Genomic DNA, 26,821 nt, shown 5'->3' on the forward strand with positions numbered 1-26,821 from the left:
TATGGGGACGGACCGGCCGGGGCGGCTATCCGAGAATTTTCCGGTCGTACGCCACGGCGACCGCCGCCGCGCGGTCCTTGACGCCCAACTTGGCGTAGATGTGGGTGAGATGGGTCTTCACGGTGGCCTCGCTGATGAACAGTTCGCGGGCGATCTCCTTGTTGGAGGTGCCCTTGGAGACGAGGAGGAGGACCTCGCGCTCGCGTGCGGAGAGGGTCTCGTCGGCGGAGGCGGCCGGGGTGCGGACGGCGGTGACCAGGCGGGACGCGACGGCGGGCGACAGGACGGTGCGTCCTTCGGCGGCGGCGCGGACGGCGGTGAAGAGTTCCTCGCGCGGGGCGTCCTTGAGGAGGTAGCCGGTGGCGCCGGCCTCGATCGCGGGGAGGGTGTCGGAGTCGGTGTCGTAGGTGGTCAGGACGAGGACCCGGGCGCGGGCGCCGCGGCGGGTCAGTTCCCTGATCGCGTCGACTCCCCCGCCGCCGGGCATGCGCAGGTCCATGAGGACGACGTCGGGGTCGAGTTCGGCGGCGCGGGCGACGCCCTCGACGCCGTCGGCGGCCTCGCCGAGGACGGTGAACCCGGGGGCGGACTCGAACATGCCGCGCAGGCCGTTCCGTACGACGGGGTGGTCGTCGACGATGAGGAGGCTGATCGGGGCGGCGCCGCCGGGGGCTTCACTGGTCATGGGGCACCAAAGGTACGCGAGCGGAGATCGCCGTGCCGCCGCCCGGCTCGGACTCGACGGTGACGTCGCCGGCGAGGCGTTCGGCGCGGGCGCGCATGCCGTCGAGGCCGAAGCCGCCGCTGCCGGTCCGGGCGGGCAGGGTGAGCGGGTCGAAGCCGCGGCCGTCGTCGCGGACGTCGAGGGTGACCTCGCCGGCCATGAAGGAGAGGGTGACGCCGAGCCGGCCGGCGTGGGCGTGGCGGGCGGCGTTGGAGAGGGCCTCCTCGGTGATGCGCAGGAGGGTGGCCTCGATCTCCTCGTGCAGGGGCTGGGCGGTGCCGGTGAGGGTGAACTCGGCGCGCACGCCGGTGCGGGTGCCCCAGTCGGCGACGGTCTTCTTGAGCGCCTCGGGGAGGGTGGCGTCGGCGAGGGCGGCGGGGGCGAGGTTGTGGACGGAGCGGCGGGCCTCGCCGAGGCTGTGCCGGGCCAGGTCGCTGGCGCGGTCGAGGTGTTCGCGGGCGACGGCGAGGGTGGGGGCGCCGGCGACGACCTGGAGCTGGGCGATGATGCCGGTCAGCCCCTGGGCGATGGTGTCGTGGATCTCGGCGGCGAGCCGGCGGCGTTCGTCGGCGACGCCCGCCTCCCGTGCCTGGAGCAGGAGTTGGGCGTGCAGGGCGGCGTTCTCGTCGAGGGCCTGCTGGAGTGCCGCGTTGGTCCGGGCGAGTTCGTGGATGGTGCGGACCTGGACGCGGGCCCGCTCCTGCTCCTTCTCCTGGAGGTGTCCGGTGATGACGACGAAGGCCATGTTGGCGACGATGAGCGCGCCGAACACGGACCAGCCGAGCGGTCCGCGGGGCGGCAGGCCGCCGCTCTGGGCGCCCGCCACGATGATCACGGAGGCGAGGATGCCGGGTTTCTGCTGGCGGCGCGGCAGCAGCCGGTCGGCGTCGTAGTAGCCGACGGCCGCGAAGAAGGCGAAGAACGGGTTGATGAGCGCGACGACGAAGCCGATCGCCCAGCGCACCCAGTAGAAGAGCGCGCTGACGGCGGACGGGCGCGGTACGGCCGGTTCGGTGAGGGTCCACCACACCTGGAGGGCGAGCGCGGTGACGATGAGGCTGCCGGCGATCCACCACTGGGTGCGGTCCATGCCGATGACGTCGGAGGTGGCGGCGATCAGAACGGTGCCGATGGCGAGCAGGACGTACGCGCCGTAGCGGTGCACGACGCGCCAGGGGTCCTCGGCGGTGGCGACGGCGTCGGCGAGTTCGGCGGCGGTGCGCTCGGGCGCGGGTCCGTTGATCACTCGGTCAGTCTGCCTCCACGGGGCCTGCGGCACGGTCACTCCCAGCGGAACCAGCGGGCGGCCGCGGCGGACAGGGCCACCGCCCAGGCGGCGACGACGAGCAGGTGGACGGTGCCGGGCCAGTGGCCGGCCGCGGCCTGGTCGAGGGCCTGCGCGGCGGCGCCGAACGGGGTCAGCTCGACGATGTGCGCCAGTGCGTCCGGCATCGACTGCACCGGCAGCCAGACGCCCGCGGTGAACATGGACGGGAAGAACACGACGGTGCCGATGGCCGTGGAGATCTTCGTCGTGCCGGCGCGGGCGCAGACGACGGCGCCGAGGGCGAGGGCGACGGCCACGGCGAGGACGAGGGCCAGCAGGTAGCCGAAGAGCTGGCGGGGCAGGGCCACGTCGAAGGCGAGGCGGCCGACGGCGAGGCAGAGCGCGGCGGAGACGAGGACGGCGGCGCCGTGGATGCCCATCTGGGCGCCGATCAGCGCGGACGGCCGTACGGGCGTCGTCGACATGCGGCGCAGGATGCCGCGTTCGCGGTAGCCGGTGATGATCGGCGGCATCGACTGGAGGCCGCCCGCGATCATGCCGAGGAGCACGGTGACGGGGACGTAGGCGTCGACGAGCCGGATGCCGCCGAGGCTGTCGTCGGCCTCCCGGAAGGCGGGGATGGAGCCGAGGATCACGAGGAGGGCGACGGGGAAGAGGAGGATGCCGACGAGGCTGCCGGGTTCGCGCCGGAAGAGGCGGAACTCGGCGGTGAGGACGGCGCGGCGGGCGGTCTGGGCCGGGGCGGCGAGGGTGACGGTGCTCATGACTGGCCGGCTCCTGTCAGGTCGAGGAACGCGTCGTCCAACGTGGCGTCGGAGACCCGGAGTTGGTGGGCGGTGACGTGCTGCCGGGCGAGCAGGGTGAGGAGCGCGTCGACGGTCGCCTCGCCGCCGGTGAGGGTGACGCGGCCGTCCTTGTGGGCGACGGAGGCGAGGGCGGGCAGGGCCGCGAGTTCGCGCTCGTCGAGCGGGGCGGAGGGGGTGAAGGAGATGACGATGGCTCCGGCGGCCTGCCGGATCAGTCCGTCGGGGGTGTCGAGCGCGGCGACCCGCCCCTGGTCGATGACCGCGATGCGGTCGCAGAGGCGCTGTGCCTCCTCCATGAAGTGGGTGACGAGCAGGACGGTCACGCCGCTGTCGCGGACCTCCTCGATGAGCTGCCAGGTGTCGCGGCGCGAGCGCGGGTCGAGCCCGGTGGTGAGTTCGTCGAGGACGACGACGCGGGGGTTGCCGACGAGGGCGAGCGCGATGAACAGGCGCTGTTTCTGGCCGCCGCTCAGCCGGGCGAAGCGGGTGCCGAGCTTGTCGGTGAGCCGCAGCCGCTCGGCCAGCGGGCGCCAGTCCAGGGGGTCGGGGTAGAAGGAGGCGTACAGCTCCAGGGCCTCGCGCACGGTGAGCTTCGGCTGGATCTCGCTCTCCTGGAGCTGGGCGCCGAGGATGCGGGTGACCTGCTCGTGGTCGCGTACGGGGTCGAGGCCCGCGACCCGGACGGTGCCGGCGTCGGGGGTGCGCAGGCCCTCCACGCACTCGACGGTGGTGGTCTTGCCGGCGCCGTTCGGGCCGAGGACGCCGAAGATCTCCCCCTCCTGGACACCGAACGAGACACCGTCGACGACGGCCCGCCCGGCGTACGTCTTGCGCAGCCCCGCGACCTCGATGAGTGGTGCACTGGTGATCGTCATGGCTTCAGCGTCCCGCGCGGGGGCCGGGCGCGGTATCGGCCGACGCGCTCGAGCGCGTATCAGCCGATCGGTTGATACGGGTACGACTCCGGGGCGCGGACCGGCCCGGGGGGCCGGAAAACCCGGTGAAAGATGTCAGTGGCGATCCGTAGTCTCACTCCTGATGGCCACTTCACTTGCACCCACCACGGATCCTGGACCGGCGACCGGAGGCGAACGGCGGTCGGCCGTGCGGGCGTTGCTGCGCCTGTGGCCGTACGTGCGGCCCGTGCGGGCGCGCTGGACGGGGGCGGCGGTGGTGGCCGTCGTCGCCTCCTGTCTGGGGCTCGTGTTCCCGCTGGTGCTGAAGTGGATCGTGGACGGTCCGGTGGCCGACCGGGATCCGGGCGGGGTGTGGCTCGGGGCGGGGGTGCTGCTCGCGCTGGGTCTCGCGGAGGCGCTGCTGTTCGGGCTGCGGCGCTGGCTGGTGGCGCGGCCGCTGGCCGGGGTCGAGGCGGCGATGCGGGCCGATCTGTACCGGCATCTGCAGCGGCTTCCGGTGGCGTTCCACGACCGGTGGGCCTCGGGTCAGTTGCTGTCGCGCGCGACGACGGACCTGATGGTCGTGCGGATGTTCCTGGCCTTCCCGCTGACGTTCCTGATCGTCAACGGGGTGACGATCGTGGCGGGCCTCGCGCTGCTCGTCGTGCAGGACTGGGGGCTCGGTCTGGTGCTGCTCGCGCCGGCGGTCCCGCTGATCGCGGTCTGCTACCGGTTCGAGCACGGGTACGCGGACGCGTCGCGGCGGGCCCAGGACCAGGTCGGCGATCTGACCACGGTCGTCGAGGAGTCGGTGCTCGGCATCCGGATCATCAAGGGCTTCGGGCGGCACCGCAGCCAGGCCCGCGCCTTCCGCGACCTGTCGCGGACGCTGCGCGGCACGGAGCTGGTCAAGGCGCGGCTGCTCGCCGGGATCCTGGCGGTCATCACGCTCCTGCCGGAGGCGGCGCTCGGCGCGGCGCTCGTCCTGGGGACGGTGCAGGTCGCGGACGGCGGTCTGTCGGCGGGCACGCTGGTCGCGTTCCTGTCCACGGCGCTGGCGCTGCGCTGGCCGATCGAGTCGATCGGCTTCCTGCTGGCGATGAGCCAGGAGGCGGCGACGGCGACGCGGCGCTTCTTCGAGGTCATGGACGAACCGGAGGAGACCGAGCCGGACGCGGTGGCCCCGGGGGCCGTCGCGGGCGGGGACGGGCTGCGCTTCGACGGCGTCGAGTTCCGCTACCCGGACGCGGAGGCGGGCTCCGTGCCGACGCTGCGCCGCGTCGACCTGCACATCCGCTCGGGCGAGACGATGGCGCTGGTCGGGGCGACCGGCAGCGGCAAGACGACGCTCACCGCGCTGGTGCCGCGCCTGTACGACGTGACGGGGGGCCGGATCACGCTCGACGGGCGGGACATCGCGGCGATGTCGCGCGCGGAGCTGCGCACGCTGGTGTCGATGGCGTTCGAGGAGCCCACGCTGTTCTCGGCGTCGGTCGCGGAGAACGTGCGGATGGGGGCTCCCGGCGCGGGGGACGCGGAGCTGGAGCGGGCGCTGGGCGTCGCGCAGGCGGACTTCGTGGCGCGGCTGCCGCAGGGTGCGGCGACCGAGGTCGGTGAGCAGGGTCTGAGTCTGTCGGGCGGGCAGCGCCAGCGTCTGGCGCTGGCCCGCTCGGTGGTGGGCGCCCCGCGCTTCCTGATCCTGGACGACCCGCTGTCGGCGCTCGACGTGCACACGGAGGCGGCGGTGGAGGCGGCCCTGCGCCGTGTCCTGGCCGACAGCACCGCCCTGGTGGTCGCGCACCGCCCGTCGACGGTCCTCCTCGCGGACCGCGTCGCTCTCCTCTCGGAGGGCCGGGTCACGGCGGTGGGCACGCACCACGAGCTCCTGCGCACGAACGCGGAGTACCGGCATCTGATGTCGGGGGACGACACGGACCCGGAAAGGGCGGCGCAGGCATGACGACGACCACAGGAAAGCCGGTCGAGGCCACGGGCCCGGACGACGAGCCGCATCCGCAGTCGCCGCCGGCCGCCGGTCCGCCGGCTCCCGGCGACCCGTTCGACCAGGACGATCTCCCTACGCGCAAGGGCGCGACCGGCGCCCTGCTGCGGTCCTTGCTGCGGCCGCACCGGCGCGGGGTGTGGCTGACGGTGCTGGCGCTGCTGTTGCAGCAGGGCGCGGTGCAGTCGGGGCCGCTGCTCGTGGCGTACGCGATCGACCGGGCGGTGCCCGCGCTCCGCGACGACTCCTACGGGCCGCTGATCGCGGTCGGGGTCGGGTTCCTGCTCGCGGCGTGCTGCTCGGCCGCGTTCCTGTACGCGTACATCCAGCTGTCGGCCCGGGTCAGTCAGGACGTGCTGCTCGATCTGCGCGGCCGGATCTTCCGGCACGCGCAGGCGCTGAGCGTCGACTTCCACGACCGGTACACCTCGGGCCGGGTCATCTCGCGGGCCACGACGGACGTCGAGTCGCTGCGCGAGCTGCTCAGCGAGGGCCTGCAGGAACTGGTCAACGTCATTCTGGCCTCCGTCTACATCACGGTGATGCTGCTCTGGCTCGACCTGGGCATCGGCGCGGTCGCGGCGGTCTCGTTCGTGCCGCTGTACGTGCTGATCCGGCTGTACCGGCGGCGGGCGGCGCGCGCGTACGGGGAGCGGTCCTCGGCGATCGCGGCGGTCATCGTGAAGTTCGTCGAGACGATGAACGGGGTCCGGCCGGTGCGGGCGTTCCGCCGCGAGGACGCGAACGACGCGGACTTCGGGCGGCTCAACCACCGGCACGAGCGGGCGAACGGCACGGCGATGCTGGAGATGGCCCGCTACGTCGTCGGCTCGCGGATCATCGCGAACACGGCGGTGGCCGGAATGGTCCTGTGGGGTGCCTACCGGGTGGCGGGCGGGACGCTCGCGCTGGGGGTGCTGGCGGCGGCGGTCCTGTTCGTGCGGCGGCTGTACGACCCGATCGACCGGCTCGCGATGTTCCTCAACTCGTACGAGTCCGCGGCGGCGTCACTGAAGAAGATCGCGGGGCTGCTGGAGCAGGTGCCGTCGGTGCCGGAGCCGGGCGCGCCGCGCGAGCTGCCGGAGCGGAGCGGTGAACTGCCGGGCCGGGACGTCGAGTTCCGGGACGTGTCGTTCGGGTACCGCACCGGTGGCGAGGTGCTGCCGCGCTTCGACCTGCGGATGCCGGCCGGGCAGACGGTCGCGGTCGTCGGTTCGACCGGCGCGGGCAAGTCGACCCTCGCGAAGCTCCTGGCCCGCTTCTACGATCCCTCGCACGGGCAGGTGCTGCTCGACGGGGTCGACCTGCGGGAGCTGTCCACGGCGGCGCTGCGGCGCGGGGTGGTGATGGTGACGCAGGAGGCGTTCCTGTTCTCCGGGACGGTCGCGGAGAACATCGCGATCGGGCGGCCCGAGGCGAGCCGGGAGGAGATCGAGCGGGCGGCGAAGGCGATCGGCGCGCACGACTTCATCATGGCGCTGCCGGACGGGTACGACACGGACGTGCGCAAGCGCGGCGGGCGCATCTCGGCCGGTCAGCGGCAGTTGGTGGCGTTCGCGCGGGCGCTGCTCGCGGATCCGGCGGTGCTGATCCTGGACGAGGCGACGAGCTCGCTCGACATTCCCGGGGAGCGGGCGGTGCAGCGCGCGATGCGGACGGTGTTGCGTGGGCGCACCGCGGTGGTGATCGCGCACCGGCTCTCGACGGTGGAGATCGCGGACCGGGTTCTGGTGATGGCTCACGGCCGCGTGGTGGAGGACGGCCCGCCGTCCGAACTCATCTCCGGCACGGGCACGTTCGCGACGCTCCACCAGGCCTGGCGGGACAGCATCCACTGACCCTGGCGCGGGGGCCGACCCGAGGATCGACCCCGCCGTAGGGGCCGAGGATCGTCGCGGGGTGCTGCGCCGTCGTGGCTGGTCGCGCAGTTCCCCGCGCCCCTGATGGGCACACTCCGTGCGCCCCCAGGGGCCCGGGGCGGGGCTCCGGGTAGGTGCGCCCCGTCAGGGGCGCGGGGAACTGCGCGACCAGCCACGACGGTGGCGCACCCGGCGACGAGAGCGCGAGGCACCGCGGCGCGGATCCGGCACCCGACGACGAGACTCTCCCTCACCGATCAATTCAAGCCACCGCAGCGACTTCAAGCCCCCGCTACTCCTGAGTCACCGGAGTCCGGCGTGCGGCCCGGAGGGAGCGGTTCCACGGGCGGGGCCACCCGCCCGGCCGAGACGTTCCCCGAGGTGACAGGCGCCCGGGACCCCCCGCACCGCCCCAACTCCCCCTCCGCATATCGAACATGACCACCCGCGCACCGAACCAATTCCGGCCAACCTCTTGATGCGCTCCTGACAGACGGCGCTCTCTGCTGCCACTCTTCCCTCGGCCACCGCGCAGCTGCCCCACAGCTCACCGCGGCCGGCCACAGCACATCCCTGCGCACCACCGCGCCCTGCACGGCCGCACCGCTGCGCAGAAGCACCGCTGTACCGACGCACCAAGGCACAGACGCACTGCGTTCTGCCCGGACGGCCACCGCCGTCCGTTCCCCACTGGCCGCGCACCCAGGCGGCCACGCAGAAGGAGTCCCGCGTTGAGAAGCACCTCCACCTCCCACAGATCCGCCTCCGTCCGACGCCGCGCGACCGCCGCCGCGGCCGTGGGCGCCGTATCGGCCCTGCTGGCCGTGGCGTTCCAGTCGGGTCCGGCCACCGCGGCCGACGCCCGTGACGGCGGCCCCGCCGCCGCGAAGGTCACCGCGAACATGGCGCGCGGCGCCGACAAGGGCGCCCTGCCCGCGAAGCTGACCCCCTCCCAGCGCGCCGAGCTGATCCGCAAGGCGAACGCCGGCAAGGCGGACACCGCCAAGGACCTGCGCCTGGGCGCCCAGGAGAAGCTCGTCGTCCGCGACGTGATCCAGGACCGCGACGGCACGACGCACACCCGCTACGAGCGGACCTACGCGGGTCTGCCCGTCCTGGGCGGCGACATGGTCGTCGACACCGCGAAGTCCGGTGCGCGGCAGGGCGTGACGAAGGCGTCCAAGGCGCAGCTCAAGGGCGTGGACACCACGGCGGACGTGAAGCCGGCGACGGCCGAGGCGCAGGCGCTGAAGCTGGCGAAGGCCGACGGTTCGAAGCGGACCGAGGCCGACCGGGCGCCGCGCAAGGTCGTGTGGCTGGGCGAGGGTTCCAAGGGGCAGCCCACGCTCGCGTACGAGACGGTGGTCGGGGGCCTCCAGGACGACGGCACGCCCAACGAGCTGCACGTCATCACCGACGCGGCGACCGGCAAGAAGCTGCACGAGTGGCAGGGCATCGAGAACGGCACGGGCAACACGCAGTACAGCGGCCAGGTCACCCTGGGCTCCACGCAGTCGGGTTCGACGTACAACCTGACCGACGGCGCCCGCGGCGGCCACAAGACGTACAACCTGAACCACGGCACGTCGGGCACCGGCACGCTCTTCTCGGGCTCCGACGACGTGTGGGGCAACGGCTCCCCCTCCAACCTGGAGACGGCGGGCGCCGACGCCGCGTACGGCGCCGCGGAGACGTGGGACTACTACAAGAACGTGCAGGGCCGCAGCGGCATCCGTGGGGACGGTGTCGGCGCGTACAGCCGGGTGCACTACGGCAACAACTACGTCAACGCGTTCTGGGACGACAGCTGCTTCTGCATGACGTACGGCGACGGCACCAACAACGCCGCCCCGCTGACCTCGCTCGACGTGGCGGCGCACGAGATGACGCACGGTGTCACCTCGGCCACCGCGGGCCTGGTCTACAGCGGTGAGTCCGGTGGCCTGAACGAGGCGACCTCGGACATCATGGCCGCGGCCGTCGAGTTCTACTCGAACACCTCCGCCGACCCGGGCGACTACCTCGTCGGCGAGAAGATCGACATCAACGGCGACGGCACCCCGCTGCGTTACATGGACAAGCCGAGCAAGGACGGCGCGTCCAAGGACTCGTGGTACTCGGGCGTCGGCAACGTCGACGTGCACTACTCGTCGGGTGTCGCCAACCACTTCTTCTACCTGCTCAGCGAGGGCAGCGGCGCCAAGACCGTCAACGGGGTCAACTACGACTCGCCGACCTCCGACGGCCTCCCGGTCACCGGCATCGGCCGCGACAAGGCCGCGCTGATCTGGTTCAAGGCGCTCACCACGAAGTTCACGTCGACCACCAACTACGCGGCGGCCCGCACCGGCACGCTCGCGGCGGCCGGCGACCTGTACGGCACGACGTCCGCCGAGTACAAGGCGGTCCAGGACGCGTGGGCCGGCGTCAACGTCGGCACCCGCTCCGGCGGCGGCGACCCGGGCACCGGCAAGGTGTTCACCAACGACACGAACGTCAACATCCCGGACTACCCGGGTACGGCGGTCACCTCGTCCGTGACGGTCTCCGGCGTCAGCGGCAACGCGCCGTCGACCCTCCAGGTCGGCGTGGACATCGTCCACACCTACAGCGGTGACCTGGTCGTCGACCTGGTCGCCCCCGACGGCTCGGTCTACAACCTGAGCAACCGGTCCGGCGGCAGCGCCGACAACATCCAGAAGACGTTCACCGTGAACGCCTCCTCCGAGGTCGCCAACGGCACCTGGAAGCTGCGCGTCCAGGACAAGGCGTCCTACGACACCGGGTACATCAACAGCTTCAAGCTGACGTTCCCGTAAGTCGCACGCAGGGCCCGCGCGGGACCCGCACAGGTCCCGCGCGACAGCCCCCTTTCTACTGGGCGCGCCGCACCGGAGGTTCAACTCCCCGGTGCGGCGCGCCTGTTCAGTTGGCGGAGGGGCCGCGGAGCGTTCGCAATCCGTGCGTCAGTTTTCGCTCAACGAACGAATTCCGGCCAACCTGCGGTTGCGTACATGACATCTCCGGGTTCCGGCTGCCACAGTTTTCCCGCACGTACCGCACGGCAAAGCTCACCCCCCACATCCTCACCCCCCACATTCCAGAGGAGCTTTCTTCGTGACCCCCCACATATCCCGGCGCACCACTCTGTCCATCGCCACGGCCGTCGCCGCCGGCGCGCTCCTGACGGGCGCGCTCACCACCACCGGCGCCTCGGCCCAGCCCTCCGCTCCCTCGGCCACCCCACTGGCCCTGAGCGCGACGGCCCACGCGGACCTCATGCACGACGCGAGCGCCCAGGCGGCCGACACTGCCAAGGAGTTGAAGCTCGGCTCCAAGGAGAAGCTGGTCGTCCGTGACGTGGTCAAGGACCGCGACGGCGCCACGCACACCCGCTACGAGCGCACCTATGAGGGCCTGCCCGTCCTCGGCGGCGACCTGGTCGTCCACCGGACCAAGTCCGGTGCGCGCGAGGGCGTCACCCGCGCCACCTCCAAGTCGATCGACGTGGCGACCTCGGGCGCCTCGCTGAAGGCCGCTCCGTCCGGCGCCCGCAAGGTCGTCTGGGCCGCCTCCGGCACCCCGCGCCTGGCCTACGAGAAGGTCGTCAAGTCCACGGAGAAGGACGGCACTCCGAGCCGCCTGCACGTCATCACCGACGCCGCCACCGGCAAGAAGATCTTCTCCTACGACGACATCAAGACCGGCACCGGCGAGTCGCAGTACAGCGGCAGCGTCGAGGTCGGCAGCAAGGAGTCCGGCGGCTCGTTCGCCCTCACGGACGACACGCGCGGCGGCCACTCCACGTACGACCTGAAGCACGGCGAGTCCGGCCAGGGCACGCTGTTCACGGACGACGACGACAAGTGGGGTGACGGCACCACCAACGACGCCGCCACCGCCGGTGTCGACGCCGCCTACGGCGCGCAGGTCACCTGGGACTACTACAAGAGCGTGCACGGCCGCAGCGGCATCAACGGCGACGGCAAGGGCGCGTACTCCCGGGTCCACTACGGCAACGCGTACGTCAACGCGTTCTGGGACGACAGCTGCTTCTGCATGACCTACGGCGACGGCGAGGGCGACGCCAAGCCGCTCACGTCGATCGACGTGGCCGCGCACGAGATGAGCCACGGCGTCACCGCGGCCACCGGCAACATGGAGTACTCGGGCGAGTCCGGCGGCCTGAACGAGGCGACGTCCGACATCTTCGGCACGTCCGTGGAGTTCTACGCGAACAACTCCAAGGACGTCGGTGACTACCTCATCGGCGAGATGATCGACATCAACGGCGACGGCTCGCCGCTGCGCTACATGGACAAGCCGAGCAAGGACGGCTCCTCGCTCGACTCCTGGTCGGCCGACGCCGGGAACGTGGACGTCCACTACTCCTCCGGCATCGCGAACCACTTCTTCTACCTGCTCAGCGAGGGCAGCGGCAAGAAGACGATCAACGGCGTCGACTACGACTCGCCGACCTCGGACGGCTCCACCGTCACGGGCATCGGCCGGGACAAGGCCGAGAAGATCTGGTTCAAGGCCCTGACGACGTACTTCACGTCGACGACGGACTACGCCGACGCCCGCAAGGGCACGATCAGCGCCGCCACCGACCTGTACGGGGCCGACTCGGCCGAGGTCAAGGCCGTCGAGGCCGCCTGGTCCGGCGTGAACGTCAAGTAAGACAGCAGCACCGGCAGTTCCCGAGAGAGTCCCAGAGGTAGTTCAGCGGTAGTTCCACCAGCAGTCCCTCCGGTGGTTCACGGGCGCCCGGGTCGTCGTCACGACGGCCCGGGCGTCCGCGTCTGTGCCTGTGGGTGGCCGCGTTCAGCGCAGGAGCACGCCGCCGCCCTCCCCGGCCGCCTGCGCGGGCACGGCCACCAGGCCGGTCTCCGCCGGGGACGCGAGCAGCGGGTGGTGCGGCAGGACGCGGACCGTGTAGCCGTACGGGCCGGTGCGGTCCAGGGCGAGGGGGCCCGCGTACGACCAGCGGCCCGCGCCGTCCGGTCCGCCGGCCGGTGCGAGCCGTACGGTCGTCGGCCGCGCGAGCGTGTCCTCGGCGTCGACGCGCCCGGCGACGGCCTGCACCTCGACGTCGTCCGGCGTCAACTCCCCGAGTTCCACCGTCACATGGAGGTCCAGGGTGCTGCCGAGCGCGGTGCCGCTCGGTGCTCCCACGTAGGTGACGGCGACCCGCGGCCAGGCGGCGCGCACCCGTTCCTTCCAGGCCGCGAGCCGCCGCGCCGCCTCCGGGGTCAGCGCCCGTGCCGAGCGCGCCGCAGGGGCGTAGAGCCGCTCCACGTACGCGCGGACCATGCGGTCGGCGAGGACCTTGGGGCCGAGCCGGGTGAGGGTCGCGCGGACCATCGCGAGCCAGCGGTCGGGCCGTCCGTCCGGGCCGCGCTCGTAGAAGAGGGGGGTCACCCGGCGTTCCAGCAGGTCGTAGAGGGCGGCGGCCTCCAGCTCGTCGCGCCGGTCCTCGTCGGTGCCGGTGCCGTCGGCGGGCGGGATCGCCCAGCCGAAGTCGGGCTCGTACCACTCGTCCCACCAGCCGTCGGGCACGGACAGGTTGAGGCAGCCGTTCAGGGCGGCCTTCATGCCGCTGGTGCCGCAGGCCTCCAGGGGGCGTACGGGGTTGTTCAGCCACACGTCGCAGCCGGGGTAGAGGGTGCGCGCCATGCCCATCCCGTAGTCGGGCAGGAAGACGACGCGGTGGCGCACGCGCGGGTCGTCGGTGAAGCGGACGAGTTCCTGGATCAGCCGCTTGCCGCCGTCGTCGGCCGGGTGCGCCTTGCCCGCGACGACGATCTGCACGGGCCGCTCCGGGTCGAGCAGCAGCCTGGTCAGCCGCTCCGGGTCGCGCAGCATCAGCGTGAGCCGCTTGTACGAGGGGACGCGGCGGGCGAAGCCGATGGTGAGGACGTCGGGGTCCAGGGCGCCGTCGATCCAGCTCCGCTCGGCGGCGCCCGCGCCGCGCCGGCGCCAGGAGTCGTCGAGCCGCTCGCGCACCTCGTCGACGAGCCGGCCGCGCAGCTCCCGGCGCAGCCGCCACAGCTCCTGGTCGGTGACGCCGTCGAACCGGGCCGGGTCCCCGGGGTCCGCCGCCCCGTCCGCGCCGAGCCGGAGGACCTCGGGGGCGACCCAGGTGGGCGCGTGCACACCGTTGGTGACGGAGGTGATCGGCACCTCGTCGGCGTCGAACCCGGGCCACAGTCCGGCGAACATCGCGCGGCTCACCCTGCCGTGCAGGGCCGAGACCCCGTTGGCGCGCTGGGCGAGCCGGAGCCCCATGACGGCCATGTTGAAGACGTGCGGGTCGCCGCCCGGGTACGTCTCCGCGCCCAGGGCGAGGATCCGCTCCACGCCCAGGTCGGGCAGTTCGGCGTCCTTGCCGAAGTGGGCGGCGACGAGTGCGCGTCCGAAGCGGTCGATGCCGGCCGGGACGGGCGTGTGCGTGGTGAAGACGGTGCCGGCCCGCACGGCCTCCAGCGCGGCGTCGAAGTCCAGGCCGGCGGCGACGTGTCCGGCGATCCGCTCGACGCCGAGGAAGCCCGCGTGGCCCTCGTTGCTGTGGAAGACCTCCGGCGCGGGGTGCCCGGTGATCCGGCAGTACGCCCGCACGGCGCGCACGCCGCCGATGCCGAGCAGCATCTCCTGGAGCAGCCGGTGCTCGCTGCCGCCCCCGTACAGCCGGTCGGTCACCTCGCGGGCGGGCCCGTCGTTCTCCTCGACGTCCGAGTCGAGCAGCAGCAGCGGCACCCGGCCGACCCGGGCCTGCCAGATCCGGGCCCGCAGCGCGCGCCCGCCGGGCAGGGCGAGCGTCACCCGGGCGGGCGTGCCGTCGGCCTCGCGCAGCGGGCTCAGCGGCAGCTCGTCGGGGTCGTCGACGGGGTACGCCTCCTGCTGCCAGCCGTCCCGGGACAGGGACTGCCGGAAGTACCCGTGCCGGTACAGCAGTCCGACGCCGACGATGGGCACGCCGAGGTCGCTCGCGGCCTTGAGGTGGTCGCCGGCGAGGATGCCGAGGCCGCCGGAGTACTGGGGCAGCGCGGCGGTGATGCCGAACTCGGGCGAGAAGTAGGCGACGGCGGCGGGCGGTTCACCGTCGCACCGCTGGAACCAGCGCTCCCCGTGCAGGTAGGCGCGCAGCTCGTCGGCGGCCTCGCGCAGCCGGGTCAGGAAACCCGTGTCGGCGGCGAGTTCCGCGAGCCGGGCCGCCGGCACGTCCCCGAGCAGCTTCACGGGGTCCTGCCCGCACGCGGCCCAGCGGCCGGGGTCGACGGCGGCGAACAGGTCGCGGGTGGCGGGATGCCAGGACCAGCGCAGATTGCCGGCGAGGTCGTGGAGCGGGGCGAGCGGTCCGGGCAGGACGGGACGGACGGTGAATCGGCGGATGGCCTTCACGGTTCCCCTTTCGCGCGGTGGGGGCTCGGCGGCGCGGGTCGCTCCCTCGACGGTAGGGGGTGGAGGCGGGGGCCTGCCACGGCGCGCGGCGGGGGCACGGGCGGCGGGCGGAACCGGGTGCGCGCCCCGCGCGTGGAAGACTGTCGGAACACGTGTGGGGATCAAGGGACTTGGGGGGCTGCGTTCGCATGCCGGGACCGCTGCACGAACGTTCGCCGCGCACCGTAGGACCGTACGTGACGCTGGCGCGTCTGGGCGCGGGCGGGATGGGCGAGGTGTTCCTGGCCCGGCCGGCGCGGATCGCCGCCGGGTACGGGCCCGACGACCTGGCCGCCGTGAAGGTGATCCGCAACGAGGCCGCCCGCGACGAGGCCTATCTGCGGCGCTTCGCCCGGGAGGCGACGGCCGCCGCGGCCGTGGACAGCCCGTACGCGGCGCGCCTGGTCGGCAGTGACGCGTCGGCCGAACTCCCCTGGCTGGCCACCGAGTTCGTGGCCGGTCCGACACTCACCCAGGCGGTGGGCCGGCACGGGCCGCTGCCGCTCGGGGCGCTGACCCGGCTCGGCGAGGGAATGGCCCGGGCGCTGGCCGCCGTGCACGCCGCGGGCGTCACCCATCGTGACCTCAAGCCCTCGAACGTGCTGCTCGGCGCCGACGGGCCCAAGGTCATCGACTTCGGCGTGGCCCGTACGGCGGCCGCGACGACGCTCACCTCGACGGGCCGCGTGGTCGGCACCCCCGGCTACATGTCGCCCGAGCACATCGCGGGCGGGCGGCACGTGGTGGCGGCGTCGGACGTGTTCTGTCTGGCGTCCGTGCTCGTGTACGCGGCGACGGGCGAGGACCCGTTCGGCGACGGGCCGGTCGCGGCGGTGCTGTTCCGGGTGGCGGAGGCGGAGGCCCGCCTCGACGCGGTCCCGGAGCCGGTCCGCCCGCTGCTCGCGGCGTGCCTGACGAAGGACCCGGCGGACCGGCCGGACGCGGCGGAGCTGGCGGACCGGTTCGCCGCGCTGCGTCCGGCCGACGGTCCGGACGGCTGGCCCGAGCCGGTGCTGCGGGAGATCGCGGAATCGGAGCGCGACGTGCGCCAGTTGTGCGCGACGGGCGCCCCTCTGCTCCCGGTGCCCGCCCCGCCTTCCGAAAGCCCCGGGAACTCCGGGAACTCCGGCGGTTCCGAGGGCTCAAGGGGCTCGGGGAGCTCCGAAGGCGCCGGAACGCTCGCCCCGCACCAGTACCCGACGCTCGGCCCCACCGCACCCCCGGCGAGCCCGCCGCCCCGGCGGCGCGCCCGGCTGCGGGCCCTCGCGATCGTCGCGGCCGTCGCGGTGGCGGGCGCCGGACTGGGCGCGTACCTGGCGCTGCGCGGCGGCGACCCCGGCGGTACCGACGACGGCCAGGGCGGCGGTTCGGCGGCGCCCGGCCCCACGACGACGCTGTCCCCGGCGCAGCTCACCGCGCTGGCCGGGGTCGACTCCGCCGGACTCAACGACGCCAGCGGGTACGTCCCGCAGTTCCCGGCCCAGCGCCCCGCCGGCTGGAAGGCCTGGCAGGGTCGTCTCGACCACGCCCCGATGGACTGCTCCGCCGACACCCGGGCCGTGGTCTGCCTGCGGACCGACGGCACGTACGAGGCCCTGTCGCCGTCCGACGGGCACCGGCTGTGGACGCACGCCGGGAACGCCGGCCCGGGCGATGTCGACGAGGCGTACATCGGGCCCGGCGGCACCCGGTTCATGCCCGGTCACGCGGTCGCGCCGCAGAGCCGGGGCGGGCGCACCGTCACCGCCGCGTACGGCGAGCTCCGGCTGCTGGACTCCCGCACCGGCAAGACCTTGTGGAAGGCCGAACCTCCGGCCGGGCGCGGGGATTTCAGCCGCCCCGCGCTGATCACCGACGACCTGGTCGTCGCGACGGTCGGCGGTGTCTCGCTGGCCGCCGAGACGGCGGGCGCGTCCCTGCGCGCGTACGACCTCCACGACGGCTCGGTGCGCTGGGACTCCGAGCTGTCCCAGGAGGTGCCGGACCAGGCGACCGAGTACGCGTACGGGCCGGAGGCGCTCGTCGACGGCGTGCTGTACGTGTCCGTGCCCGGGGGCCTGTCCGCCGTCGACCCGCGCGACGGCGGCGTGATGGGCCAGCGTTACGTGACCGCCGGCTCTGGCGGCCCGGGCGGCTGCCCCCACCTCTTCTCGGGCGGCGGCACGATCCAGTGCCTGCGCCTGACGTCCACCGGCTCGGAGAAGACGGCCTTCCGTATCAACCGGTACACGCCGCGCACCCTGAAGCCGGTGGGCCACTACACGGTGCCGCTCGTGGACGGCCCCTCCGACCAGTTGTCCAACGTGTCGGCGTCCGGTGCCCGGTTCTCCCTGGCCTTCGACCGCCCCGGCAAGCGGCTGACCGTCACGGACACGCGCACCGGCAAGCACACGGCCACGGTGTCGCTGCCCGGCCTCGGCGCCGGGGTCTCGCCCCCGCTCCTGACCGACGGCCGGGCCGTCTTCGCGGACAACCACGCCCTGTACCTGCTGCCGCTGGACGCGGCGGGCCGGGCCGGCAAGCTGCGGAAGCTCCCGCTGCCGGGGGCTCCGGGCGACCGCGACGAGCCGCAGCCGAACCAGGACGGGACGGTGTTCAGCGAGGAGCTGCGGGTGCCCCAGGTGCTGCTGCTCGGCGGTGTCGCGCACGTCGTCTTCGACCAGGGCGCGGTCACCTCGATCGCCCTCCCGAACGCCTGAGGCGGCCCGGTGCTGACTCCTCTGACGGGCGCGGTGCGGCGCGTCGGCCCCTACCGGCTGCTCGGCCGGATCGGCGCTGGCGGCATGGGCGAGGTGTTCCTGGCCCGGCGCGAGACGGTCGGCGGCATCGTCGAGGGACCGTTCGTCGCGGTGAAGACGGTGCGGACGGACTTCGAGCCGGACGGCGAGTTCCGCACCCGTTTCCGCCGCGAGATCGACGCGGCCCGCGCGGTGACCGGTCCGGGCACGGCCGCCCCGCTCGACGGCGACGCGGACGCCGAACTGCCGTGGCTGGCGACGGAGTACGTTCCCGGGCCCGCGCTGTCCGACGCGGTCACCCGGTGCGGACCGCTCCCGGTGCCCGCCGTCCGCGCGCTCGGCGCCGGGCTCGCCCGCGCCCTGGACGCCGTGCACGCGGCCCGCGTCCTGCACCGCGACCTCAAGCCCGGCAACGTTCTGCTCGCGGCGGACGGCCCGCGCCTGATCGACTTCGGCATCGCCCAGGCCTTCGACGCGACGGCGCTGACCGCGACGGGGCTCGTCGTCGGCACGCCCGGCTATCTGTCCCCGGAGCAGCTGACCGGCGCCCACCCGGTGACGGCCGCGTCCGACCTGTTCTGCCTGGGCGCCGTGCTGTGCTTCGCCGCGAGCGGGCGGGGCCCCTTCGACGACGACGAGCCGGCGTCGGTGCTGCACCGCATCGCCGCGGGCCGCGCCGACCTCTCGGAGGTCCCTCCCCTGCTGCGGGACCTGATCGCCCGGTGTCTGCGGCCCGACCCGGCCGAGCGCCCGACCGCGGCCGCACTCGCCGCCGAACTGTCCGCGGCGGCAACGGATCTCGCGCCCTGGCCCGCCGACTTTCTGTCCCTGATCGCCGAACAGCGGGAGGCGGTGGCCCGCTGCGAGCAGGTCTCCGGGGCGGTCGCCCTGGAGAACGCGGCGACCGCCGCCGACGCCCCGCGCGCCGCGCTCGTCGTCCCGCCCTCCCCTACGGCGGCCGTGGCGCGTCCCGCGGGCCCGCCCACGTCCTCGCCCGCACCGGCCGCCCGCCGTCGCCGCTGGCCGTGGGCGGTGGCGGCCGCCGCCCTGGTCACCGCGCTCGCCGTCACCGTGCCCGTGCTCCTGCCCGACGGCACGCCGGAGCCTCCTGCGGCGGGCGCCACACCGACGGCCTCCGATGAAGGCACCGGGCAGGACACCGGGCCGCTCGCCCTGCCGGACGCCGATCCGGGCCACAGCGGCGAGTTCACCTCCACCGCGCTCGACACGAAGCAGCGCCCTGACGGCTGGCGTCCCTGGGCGCGCCACCTCACCGGCACCGGGCGGACGGGCGGCTGCACGGCGGGCGCCGGGCTGCTGGTGTGCGGCGACGGGACGGGAGCGGCCCGCGCCCTCGATCTCGCGACCGGCGAGGAACAGTGGCGCAGCAAAGGCTTCAGCGCGGACCGGCTGGTCGACGACGTGTACCCGGAGACCCCCACCGGCAACGCGGCGATCGCCCCGGCCACCGACGGCACTCTGTTCTTCGTCCCGGCCCGCTCGGGCATCATCGGTGTGGAGGCGGCCACGGGCCGGGTCCGCTGGCACTACGCGCGGGAGGGCTTCACGGGTCTGATCGGCGTCACCTACGCGGACGGCAAGGTGTACGCCGCCCGTTACAACAACCAGCCGGAGGACTCCCCGGACGCGGCGATCGAGCTGTCGGCGCTCGACGCGGACACGGGCACGGGCGACTGGGGAGTGAACCTTCCGGAGCCCGCCGGACCGCTGGTCGTGCACGACGGATGGCTCTACGGCGCCCTCGCGAGGGGCGGGGTCCGGGGCGCGCGGCCCGGCACCGCGCCCGACCCCCGCGCCCGCGACGACCTCGACTGCTCGGGCCTGCTCTCCCACGCGGACTCGCTGCTGTGCTGGTCGACGGAGCACCCCGGGATCGCGGTTCTCGACCCGGAGACGCTGCGCACCCGGCGCACCCTCGCCCCGTCCGTCACCCCGGCCGCGGCCCCCGTGATCGGCGACCGCGGCGTCCTGGTCCTGCGCGACAGCGCCGGCCGGCTGCGCGGCATCGACTGGCGTACGGGGAAGCCCCGTTGGGACACGGCGGCGCCGGCCGGGGCCGGGACCCTGCTGCTGGCGGGGCGGCGGGTGTTCGCCGTGGGCCGGCGCGAGATCCGGGGCCTGGACGTCGCGGACGGGACGGGCGTCCGCTCGCTGCGGCTGCCCGCCCCGTCGGGTCTGCGCCTGGACACGGGCGCACTCGCCGAGCCGCTGTGTCTCGGCGGAGTGCTGTATCTGTCGACGCGGTCCGGGTACGTCGGCTCGGTCGCCGCGCCGGACTGACCCGGCGCGGCTCCCGCGCGGCTACGCGACGGCGCTGCCGGTCCCGCGCGCCCCGCCGATGTAGTCGCCGAGCGCCTGGTCGTCGTACACGGAGATGTCGACCGGTGCGCCTTCGGGGATGTCGAAGTCCTTGACGACCTTGTCGAGGACGGCGTCGGTGCCGGGCGCCGCGTACGTGCCCAGGTTGTGGGTGGTGCCGCCCGCGGAGTAGGAGATCTTCACGTAGAACGTGTCGCCGTCGTTCTTCGTGTCGTACACCCAGAGCTTCTCGTCGTTCGGGTGGAACTCCACCTTGCCGACGAACGAACCGCCCTGGTTCAGCTCGATCTTGACCGCGTAGCCGCCCGGGTCGTTGGCGAAGTAGGTGCCGTCGAACGGGTCGGCCAGCGTGCCGCCGCTGCACGGGCAGGTGCCGGTGTCGCGGTAGTAGACGCTCGGCGCCGGGTTCGGGCTGTAGGCCTGGGCGGGTGCGGCCGTCGTGGCGATCAGGGCGCCGAGTGCCAGCGCCGTCCCCGTGAACAGTCCCGCGAGTCGTCGCACGGTCCTCATCGTGTTCTCCCCCGTTCCGGAAACACACCGCGCGGCGGTCGCCGGCGGCCCGTACACGATGGCAGACGACATCGGCACGGACCACCCCACAACACGCGGAGCGCCCTACTCCGTCCGGAACCGGACGAAGACACCTCGGATCAGCGGCCCGTCCTCGTCGCCGGTCCGCCAGCGCGCGCTCACCTCACCGGTGACTCCCGGCGCGAGGGCCTCGTCCGTCCTGGTTTCCGCCAGGACGCGGACGGCCTCGGGCCGCCCGGTTTCCGCTCCCGGCGCGAGCCGGACGCCCACCGTCGGGTCGAGGGCGCCGTCGACGCTCTGCGCGTGCGCCGGGGCCTCCCCGCGCAGCAGCCGTCCCAGCTCGGTGAGGAGCACCGGGTCCGCCATGCCGTCGTAGATCCAGCGTTTGCCGAGCACGCCGTGCTCGGTGGTGCCGATGAGGGCGTCGGCGGGCGCGTCCGGGAGCGGGGCGCCGCGGTAGGCCATCGGGACGTGGTACGTGACCGGTTCGGGCCCGGAGGTGTCGGTGACGGCCATGAACTCCATGCCGACCTCGCCGGCCGGGTCGTCGAGCCGGAAGCCGCCGGTCCTGCTCAGTTCGGGGGTGCCCGCGCCCCGGTACCAGGGCCGGTGCGGCAGCCAGTCCGTGAGGAGTTCGAGCTTGGTGGGCTTGAGGGTCGTGTGGTGGATGATCGCCATGCCCGTCATCCTGCGCGAGGGCCGGGCGCGCCCGCCACCGCGATTGCGCCTCCGGGCCACGGCTGGGGCCGGTTCCCGCCAGAGGGCGCCCGAGGCGTCCGCATCCCTCACAGACTCTCCACGGGCGACGCCGATCCGCCCCGGCGCATGCCCTTGTGACGCTCCGCGACGCGGGGGACGCTGCCAACCGGCGTGCCGTCACGCCGAGTTGAGGAGGACACCCCATCCATGGCAGAGACCTTGCCGGTGACTCGTACCGCCGGCCGCAGGTGGGCGCACGCGCTCACCTCCCTCGCCGCCGCGGCGGTGGTTTCGGCCGTCACCCTGCCCGCGCAGGCCGCCCCCGCGCAGGGGCGGATACTCGGCGCCGGTGCACCCGGCGCCGTGACGGGCAGTTACATCGTGACGCTGAAGGGAGGGACGAGGGCGCCGTCCGCGGCCGGGCAGGAGGTGGCCGAGAAGTACGGGGCGACCATCCGCCAGACCTACGGCACCGCGCTCAACGGGTACGCGGTGCGGCTGACCGAGGCACAGGCGAAGCGGCTCGCCGCCGACCCGGCCGTGGCCTCCGTGGCGCAGGACACGGAGGTCACGTTCGAGCAGACCCAGCAGAACCCGCCGTCGTGGGGCCTGGACCGCATCGACCAGAACGACCTGCCGCTGGACCGCTCCTACACCTCGCCGGACTCCGGCGGCACCGGCGTGACCGTGTACGTCATCGACACCGGCATCCGGGCCTCGCACCAGGACTTCGGCGGTCGCGCCTCCAGCGGCTGGGACTTCGTGGAGAACGACGCGGTCGCCCAGGACGGCAACGGGCACGGCACGCACGTGGCCGGAACCGTCGCGGGCGAGACGTTCGGCGTCGCGAAGAAGGCCGACGTCGTCGCGGTCCGCGTGCTCGACGACGCGGGCTCGGGGACCACGGCGCAGGTCATCGCGGGCATCGACTGGGTGACGAAGCACGCGAAGAAGCCCGCGGTCGCGAACATGAGCCTGGGCGGCTACGCGAACACCCAACTCGACGCCGCCGTCCGCAACTCGATCGCGTCCGGCGTGACCTACACGGTCGCGGCGGGCAACGACGGACTCCTCGCGGGCCTCTACTCGCCCGCCCGGGTCTCCGAGGCCGTCACGGTCGGCGCGACCGACCGGACCGACACCCGGGCGAGCTTCTCCAACTGGGGCTTCTCCGTGGACCTGTTCGCCCCCGGTGTCGACATCACTTCGGCGTCGTACGCGAGCGACACCGGCGACGCCACGTTCTCCGGTACGTCGATGGCCTCGCCGCACGTCGCGGGCGCGGCCGCGCTCTGGCTCTCCGGCCACCCGGGCGCGTCCCCGGCCGAGGTGAGCCAGGCGCTCACCGGCCAAGCCGCCGCGGGCCGGGTGAAGGGCGCGGGGCTCGGTTCCCCGAACCGGCTGCTCCGGGTGGACACCCCGTAGGCACGCAGGCGATTCCCCGCGGGAAGCGGGGGCGTCGAGGGTCCGGCCCCGCCGTTCGCGGCGGGGCCGGACTTGTGTGCCGCGGGTACGCGCCGCTTACGGGAGTCTTGTGTGCGCGCTTACGCCCGAGTAGGTAGGTAAGCACCGGATTGCCCGCCCCGTACGCGTGGAAGGCTCCCCCGGTACGCGCCCGACCACCCTCCTCCGATCCCCCGACAGGAGCGGTCATGCCCGCACAGCGTCCCCGCAGCCGGCCGCGCCCGCCCGCGCCCACGACGGGCCGGATCCCGGTGCGTGACGTCCGGCCCGTCGTCGACCGGGGCCGCCGCCCCGCGAAGGCCGTCACCGGCGAGACCTTCCAAGTGACCGCCACCGTGTTCCGCGAGGGCCACGACGCCGTCGCCGCGAACGTGGTGCTGCGCGCCCCCGACGGCACCCCCGGCCCTTTCACCCCGATGCGCGAACTGGCCCCCGGCACCGACCGCTGGGCCGCCGACGTGACCCCGAACGCGCCCGGCGCGTGGACCTTCGCCGTGGAGGCGTGGAGCGATCCGGTGTCCACCTGGCGGCACACCGCGCGGATCAAGATTCCGGCGGGCCTCGACACCGGACTCGTCCTGGAGGAAGGGGCGTTGCTGCACGAGCGGGCCGCCGCCCAGGACGGCCGGACGAAGGCCTCCCGCACCGTGCTCACCGCGGCGGCGGCCGCGCTCCGCGATCCGTCCCGTACCCCCGCCGCCCGCCTGGCAGCCGCCCTCGCCCCGGAGGTCGACGCGGCCCTCGCCACCCGTCCGCTGCGTGAACTCGTCACCGTCTCCGAGGAGTTGCCGCTGCTGGTGGAGCGGGAGCGGGCCCTGTACGGGTCCTGGTACGAGTTCTTCCCGCGCTCCGAGGGCGCGGTCGTCGAGCCCGGCAGGCCGCCGGTCAGCGGCACGTTCGCGGCGGCGGCCGAGCGGCTGCCCGCGATCGCCGCGATGGGCTTCGACGTCGTCTACCTCCCGCCCGTCCACCCCATCGGCACCACCCACCGCAAGGGCCCCGACAACTCCCTGACCCCCGGCCCGCACGACGTCGGCGTCCCCTGGGCGATCGGCTCCCCGGAGGGCGGTCACGACGCGATCCATCCGGACCTGGGCACGCTCGACGACTTCGACGCATTCGTGGCGCGAGCCCGCGAGCTGGGCCTGGAGATCGCCCTCGACTTCGCGCTCCAGTGCTCCCCCGACCACCCCTGGGTGGAGAAACACCCCGAGTGGTTCCACCACCGGCCCGACGGCTCCATCGCGTACGCGGAGAACCCGCCCAAGAAGTACCAGGACATCTACCCGATCGCCTTCGACCGGGACCTGCCGGGCCTGGTCGCGGAGACCGTGCGGGTGCTGCGGCACTGGATGGACCACGGAGTGCGGATCTTCCGGGTCGACAACCCGCACACGAAGCCCGTCGTGTTCTGGGAGCGGGTCATCGCGGAGATCAACGGCGGCGATCCCGACGTGATCTTCCTGGCCGAGGCGTTCACCCGTCCCGCGATGATGCACACGCTCGCGCAGATCGGCTTCCAGCAGTCATACACGTACTTCACCTGGCGGAACACCAAGGAGGAGCTCACCGGCTACCTGGCAGAACTGTCCGGTGAGGCCGCCTCGTACATGCGGCCCAACCTGTTCGTGAACACCCCGGACATCCTGCACGCGTTCCTCCAGCACGGCGGCCGCCCCGCGTTCGAACTGCGCGCCGTGCTCGCCGCGACGCTCGCCCCGACCTGGGGTGTCTACAGCGGCTACGAACTGTGCGAGAACACCGCGGTGCGTCCCGGCAGCGAGGAGTACCTGCACTCGGAGAAGTACGAACTGCGGCCCAGGGACTGGGAGTCGGCCGAGCGCGAGGGGCGCACGATCGCCCCGCTGATCACCCGGCTCAACGAGATCCGCCGGCGCAGCCCCGCCCTGCACACCCTGCGCGGGCTCCACTTCCACCACGCCGACCAGGACGCGGTGCTCGTCTACTCGCGCCGCAGAGGGGCGAACACGGTGCTGGTGGTCGTGAACCTGGACCCGCACCACACGCAGGAGGCCACGGTCTCCCTGGACCTGCCGCGCCTCGGCCTGGCCTGGCACGACACGGTCCCCGTGCACGACGAACTCAGCGGCGAGACGTACCTATGGGGCCGGACGAACTACGTACGGCTCACGCCGGGCCGGGCGCCCGCGCACGTCTTCACGGTCGGCGACCGCCCGCACTCCTAGACCGGGAGACCCCTGACCGGCGACCCGAACCGGAGACCCCTGACCCGGATTCCACCGACCGGAGATCACTGACTGGAGGGCCACCCCCGCCATGTTCATGAACGAGCCCGTTCCGGACACCTTCGAGGACACCCCCGCCAAGGACCGCGACCCCGACTGGTTCAAACGCGCCGTCTTCTACGAGGTCCTCGTCCGCTCTTTCCAGGACAGCAACGGCGACGGCATCGGCGACCTCAAGGGCATCACCGCGAAACTCGACTATCTGCAGTGGCTCGGCGTCGACTGCCTCTGGCTCCCCCCGTTCTTCAAGTCCCCGCTGAAGGACGGCGGTTACGACGTCGCCGACTACACCTCCGTCCTCCCGGACTTCGGTGACCTCGCCGACTTCGTCGAGTTCGTGGACGCCGCCCACCAGCGCGGCATGCGCGTGATCATCGACTTCGTCATGAACCACACCAGCGACCAGCACGAGTGGTTCAAGCAGTCCCGCGCCGACCCCGAAGGCCCCTACGGCGACTACTACGTCTGGGCGGACGACGACAAGCAGTACCAGGACGCGCGGATCATCTTCGTCGACACCGAGGCCTCCAACTGGACCTTCGATCCCGTCCGCAAGCAGTACTACTGGCACCGGTTCTTCTCCCACCAGCCGGACCTCAACTACGAGAACCCGGCCGTCCAGGAGGAGATCCTCGCCGCCCTCAAGTTCTGGCTCGACCTCGGCATCGACGGCTTCCGCCTCGACGCGGTGCCCTATCTCTACGCCCGCGAAGGCACCAACTGCGAGAACCTTCCGGCCACTCACGAACTCCTGAAGCGGGTCCGCAAGGAGATCGACACGCATTACCCGGACACGGTGCTGCTGGCCGAGGCGAACCAGTGGCCCGAGGACGTCGTCGACTACTTCGGCGACTACCGCTCCGGCGGCGACGAATGCCACATGGCCTTCCACTTCCCCGTCATGCCCCGCATCTTCATGGCCGTCCGCCGCGAATCCCGCCACCCCGTCTCCGAGATCCTCGCCAAGACCCCCCAGATCCCCGCCGGCTGCCAATGGGGCATCTTCCTGCGCAACCACGACGAACTCACCCTCGAAATGGTCACCGACGAAGAACGCGACTACATGTACGCGGAATACGCCAAAGACCCCCGCATGCGCGCCAACATCGGCATCCGCCGCCGCCTCGCCCCCCTCCTCGACAACGACCGCAACCAGATCGAACTCTTCACCGCCCTCCTCCTCTCCCTCCCCGGCAGCCCGATCCTCTACTACGGCGACGAGATCGGCATGGGCGACAACATCTGGCTCGGCGACCGCGACGCCGTCCGCACCCCCATGCAATGGACCCCCGACCGCAACGCAGGCTTCTCCTCCTGCGACCCCGGCCGCCTCTACCTCCCCACGATCATGGACCCCGTCCACGGCTACCAGGTCACCAACGTCGAAGCCGCCATGTCCTCACCCTCCAGCCTCCTCCACTGGACCCGGCGCATGATCGAGATCCGCAAACAGAACCCCGCCTTCGGCCTCGGCACCTACACCGAACTCCCCTCCACCAACCCCGCCGTCCTCGCCTTCCTCCGCGAACACGGCGACGACCTCGTCCTGTGCGTCCACAACTTCTCCCGCTTCGCCCAACCCACCGAGCTCGACCTCAGCCCCTACACCGGCCGCCACCCCGTCGAGCTGATCGGCGGTGTCCGCTTCCCCGCCATCGGCGAACTCCCCTACCTGCTGACCCTGGCCGGACACGGCTTCTACTGGTTCCGCCTGCGCGCGGAAGGCACCCCCGTCCACCCCTGAACCCGGTCGAACGCGCGTGC

At 73.1% G+C, this 26,821-nt stretch carries 16 protein-coding genes; 9 read left to right on the plus strand and 7 right to left on the minus strand.

All coding sequences use genetic code 11. The features are described 5' to 3' along the window. Positions 1-25 precede the first annotated feature (25 nt). The 4 genes from IAG42_RS10595 to IAG42_RS10610 are packed head-to-tail and all read right to left on the minus strand — an operon-like array spanning position 26 to position 3,693. Positions 26-685, minus strand: a complete 660-nt coding sequence (locus IAG42_RS10595) for a response regulator (RefSeq protein WP_188336770.1) — start codon at positions 683-685, stop codon at positions 26-28. Further along, entirely contained in the window at positions 675-1,970 is a 1,296-nt protein-coding gene (locus tag IAG42_RS10600) for a sensor histidine kinase (RefSeq protein WP_188336771.1), read from the minus strand. Before IAG42_RS10600 ends, IAG42_RS10595 begins: the two co-directional genes overlap by 11 nt. 35 nt (positions 1,971-2,005) lie before the next feature. After that, entirely contained in the window at positions 2,006-2,776 is a 771-nt protein-coding gene (locus tag IAG42_RS10605) for an ABC transporter permease (protein WP_188336772.1), read from the minus strand. Next, the gene (locus tag IAG42_RS10610) at positions 2,773-3,693 is read right to left on the minus strand and encodes an ABC transporter ATP-binding protein (protein ID WP_188336773.1); all 921 of its coding nucleotides are present in this window, start codon (positions 3,691-3,693) and stop codon (positions 2,773-2,775) included. The genes IAG42_RS10605 and IAG42_RS10610 overlap by 4 nt, the downstream gene beginning before the upstream one ends. A gap of 163 nt (positions 3,694-3,856) precedes the next feature. Between IAG42_RS10610 and IAG42_RS10615 the strand changes: the two genes are divergently transcribed. From IAG42_RS10615 to IAG42_RS10630, 4 genes are all read left to right on the plus strand, one after another. Then, on the plus strand, positions 3,857-5,674 hold the full coding sequence (locus IAG42_RS10615; protein WP_188336774.1) for an ABC transporter ATP-binding protein: 1,818 nt from the start codon (positions 3,857-3,859) through the stop codon (positions 5,672-5,674). After that, complete coding sequence (locus tag IAG42_RS10620) at positions 5,671-7,554, plus strand: ABC transporter ATP-binding protein (RefSeq protein WP_188336775.1); 1,884 nt, start codon at positions 5,671-5,673, stop codon at positions 7,552-7,554. Before IAG42_RS10615 ends, IAG42_RS10620 begins: the two co-directional genes overlap by 4 nt. Before the next feature lie 752 nt (positions 7,555-8,306). Beyond that, positions 8,307-10,394: a M4 family metallopeptidase gene (locus IAG42_RS10625; protein ID WP_188336776.1), complete on the plus strand. Its 2,088-nt coding sequence runs from the start codon at positions 8,307-8,309 to the stop codon at positions 10,392-10,394. Positions 10,395-10,692: 298 nt separating this feature from the next. Then, positions 10,693-12,258, plus strand: a complete 1,566-nt coding sequence (locus IAG42_RS10630; RefSeq protein ID WP_188336777.1) for a M4 family metallopeptidase — start codon at positions 10,693-10,695, stop codon at positions 12,256-12,258. A 144-nt stretch (positions 12,259-12,402) separates the two neighbouring features. Here the strand turns inward: IAG42_RS10630 and glgP are convergent, their stop codons facing one another. Then, entirely contained in the window at positions 12,403-14,979 is a 2,577-nt protein-coding gene (glgP, locus tag IAG42_RS10635) for an alpha-glucan family phosphorylase (protein ID WP_188336778.1), read from the minus strand. Between the two features lie 236 nt (positions 14,980-15,215). Between glgP and IAG42_RS10640 the strand changes: the two genes are divergently transcribed. Beyond that, complete coding sequence (locus IAG42_RS10640) at positions 15,216-17,717, plus strand: protein kinase domain-containing protein (protein ID WP_188336779.1); 2,502 nt, start codon at positions 15,216-15,218, stop codon at positions 17,715-17,717. 9 nt (positions 17,718-17,726) lie between these two features. Then, entirely contained in the window at positions 17,727-20,057 is a 2,331-nt protein-coding gene (locus IAG42_RS10645) for a protein kinase domain-containing protein (protein WP_188336780.1), read from the plus strand. A 21-nt stretch (positions 20,058-20,078) separates the two neighbouring features. Here the strand turns inward: IAG42_RS10645 and IAG42_RS10650 are convergent, their stop codons facing one another. Further along, positions 20,079-20,606, minus strand: coding sequence for a hypothetical protein (locus tag IAG42_RS10650; protein ID WP_188336781.1), 528 nt, complete (start codon positions 20,604-20,606; stop codon positions 20,079-20,081). A gap of 105 nt (positions 20,607-20,711) precedes the next feature. After that, on the minus strand, positions 20,712-21,305 hold the full coding sequence (locus IAG42_RS10655; RefSeq protein WP_188336782.1) for a maltokinase N-terminal cap-like domain-containing protein: 594 nt from the start codon (positions 21,303-21,305) through the stop codon (positions 20,712-20,714). Positions 21,306-21,533: 228 nt separating this feature from the next. On the opposite strand from IAG42_RS10655, the gene IAG42_RS10660 reads away from it, so the two are divergent. The 3 genes from IAG42_RS10660 to treS all read left to right on the plus strand — a co-directional run bounded on the left by IAG42_RS10660 (position 21,534) and on the right by treS (position 26,801). Next, positions 21,534-22,751 (plus strand): S8 family peptidase, encoded by a 1,218-nt coding sequence (locus IAG42_RS10660; protein WP_188336783.1) that lies wholly within the window; start codon positions 21,534-21,536, stop codon positions 22,749-22,751. Between the two features lie 227 nt (positions 22,752-22,978). Further along, the gene (locus IAG42_RS10665; protein WP_188336784.1) at positions 22,979-24,997 is read left to right on the plus strand and encodes an alpha-1,4-glucan--maltose-1-phosphate maltosyltransferase; all 2,019 of its coding nucleotides are present in this window, start codon (positions 22,979-22,981) and stop codon (positions 24,995-24,997) included. Positions 24,998-25,088: 91 nt separating this feature from the next. Next, the gene (gene treS / locus IAG42_RS10670) at positions 25,089-26,801 is read left to right on the plus strand and encodes a maltose alpha-D-glucosyltransferase (RefSeq protein ID WP_188336785.1); all 1,713 of its coding nucleotides are present in this window, start codon (positions 25,089-25,091) and stop codon (positions 26,799-26,801) included. Positions 26,802-26,821: the final 20 nt, after the last annotated feature.

Source organism: Streptomyces xanthii, from assembly GCF_014621695.1.
Lineage (GTDB): Bacteria > Actinomycetota > Actinomycetes > Streptomycetales > Streptomycetaceae > Streptomyces > Streptomyces xanthii.

Bases quoted from the DNA above. Each gene is read 5' to 3' on its own strand.
- IAG42_RS10615 (WP_188336774.1), top strand. From the start codon at position 3,857: ATGGCCACTTCACTTGCACCCACCACGGATCCTGGACCGGCGACCGGA.
- IAG42_RS10610 (WP_188336773.1), bottom strand. From the start codon at position 3,693: ATGACGATCACCAGTGCACCACTCATCGAGGTCGCGGGGCTGCGCAAG.
- IAG42_RS10655 (WP_188336782.1), bottom strand. From the start codon at position 21,305: ATGGCGATCATCCACCACACGACCCTCAAGCCCACCAAGCTCGAACTC.
- treS (WP_188336785.1), top strand. From the start codon at position 25,089: ATGTTCATGAACGAGCCCGTTCCGGACACCTTCGAGGACACCCCCGCC.
- IAG42_RS10665 (WP_188336784.1), top strand. From the start codon at position 22,979: ATGCCCGCACAGCGTCCCCGCAGCCGGCCGCGCCCGCCCGCGCCCACG.
- IAG42_RS10595 (WP_188336770.1), bottom strand. From the start codon at position 685: ATGACCAGTGAAGCCCCCGGCGGCGCCGCCCCGATCAGCCTCCTCATC.
- IAG42_RS10660 (WP_188336783.1), top strand. From the start codon at position 21,534: ATGGCAGAGACCTTGCCGGTGACTCGTACCGCCGGCCGCAGGTGGGCG.
- IAG42_RS10620 (WP_188336775.1), top strand. From the start codon at position 5,671: ATGACGACGACCACAGGAAAGCCGGTCGAGGCCACGGGCCCGGACGAC.
- IAG42_RS10605 (WP_188336772.1), bottom strand. From the start codon at position 2,776: ATGAGCACCGTCACCCTCGCCGCCCCGGCCCAGACCGCCCGCCGCGCC.
- IAG42_RS10650 (WP_188336781.1), bottom strand. From the start codon at position 20,606: ATGAGGACCGTGCGACGACTCGCGGGACTGTTCACGGGGACGGCGCTG.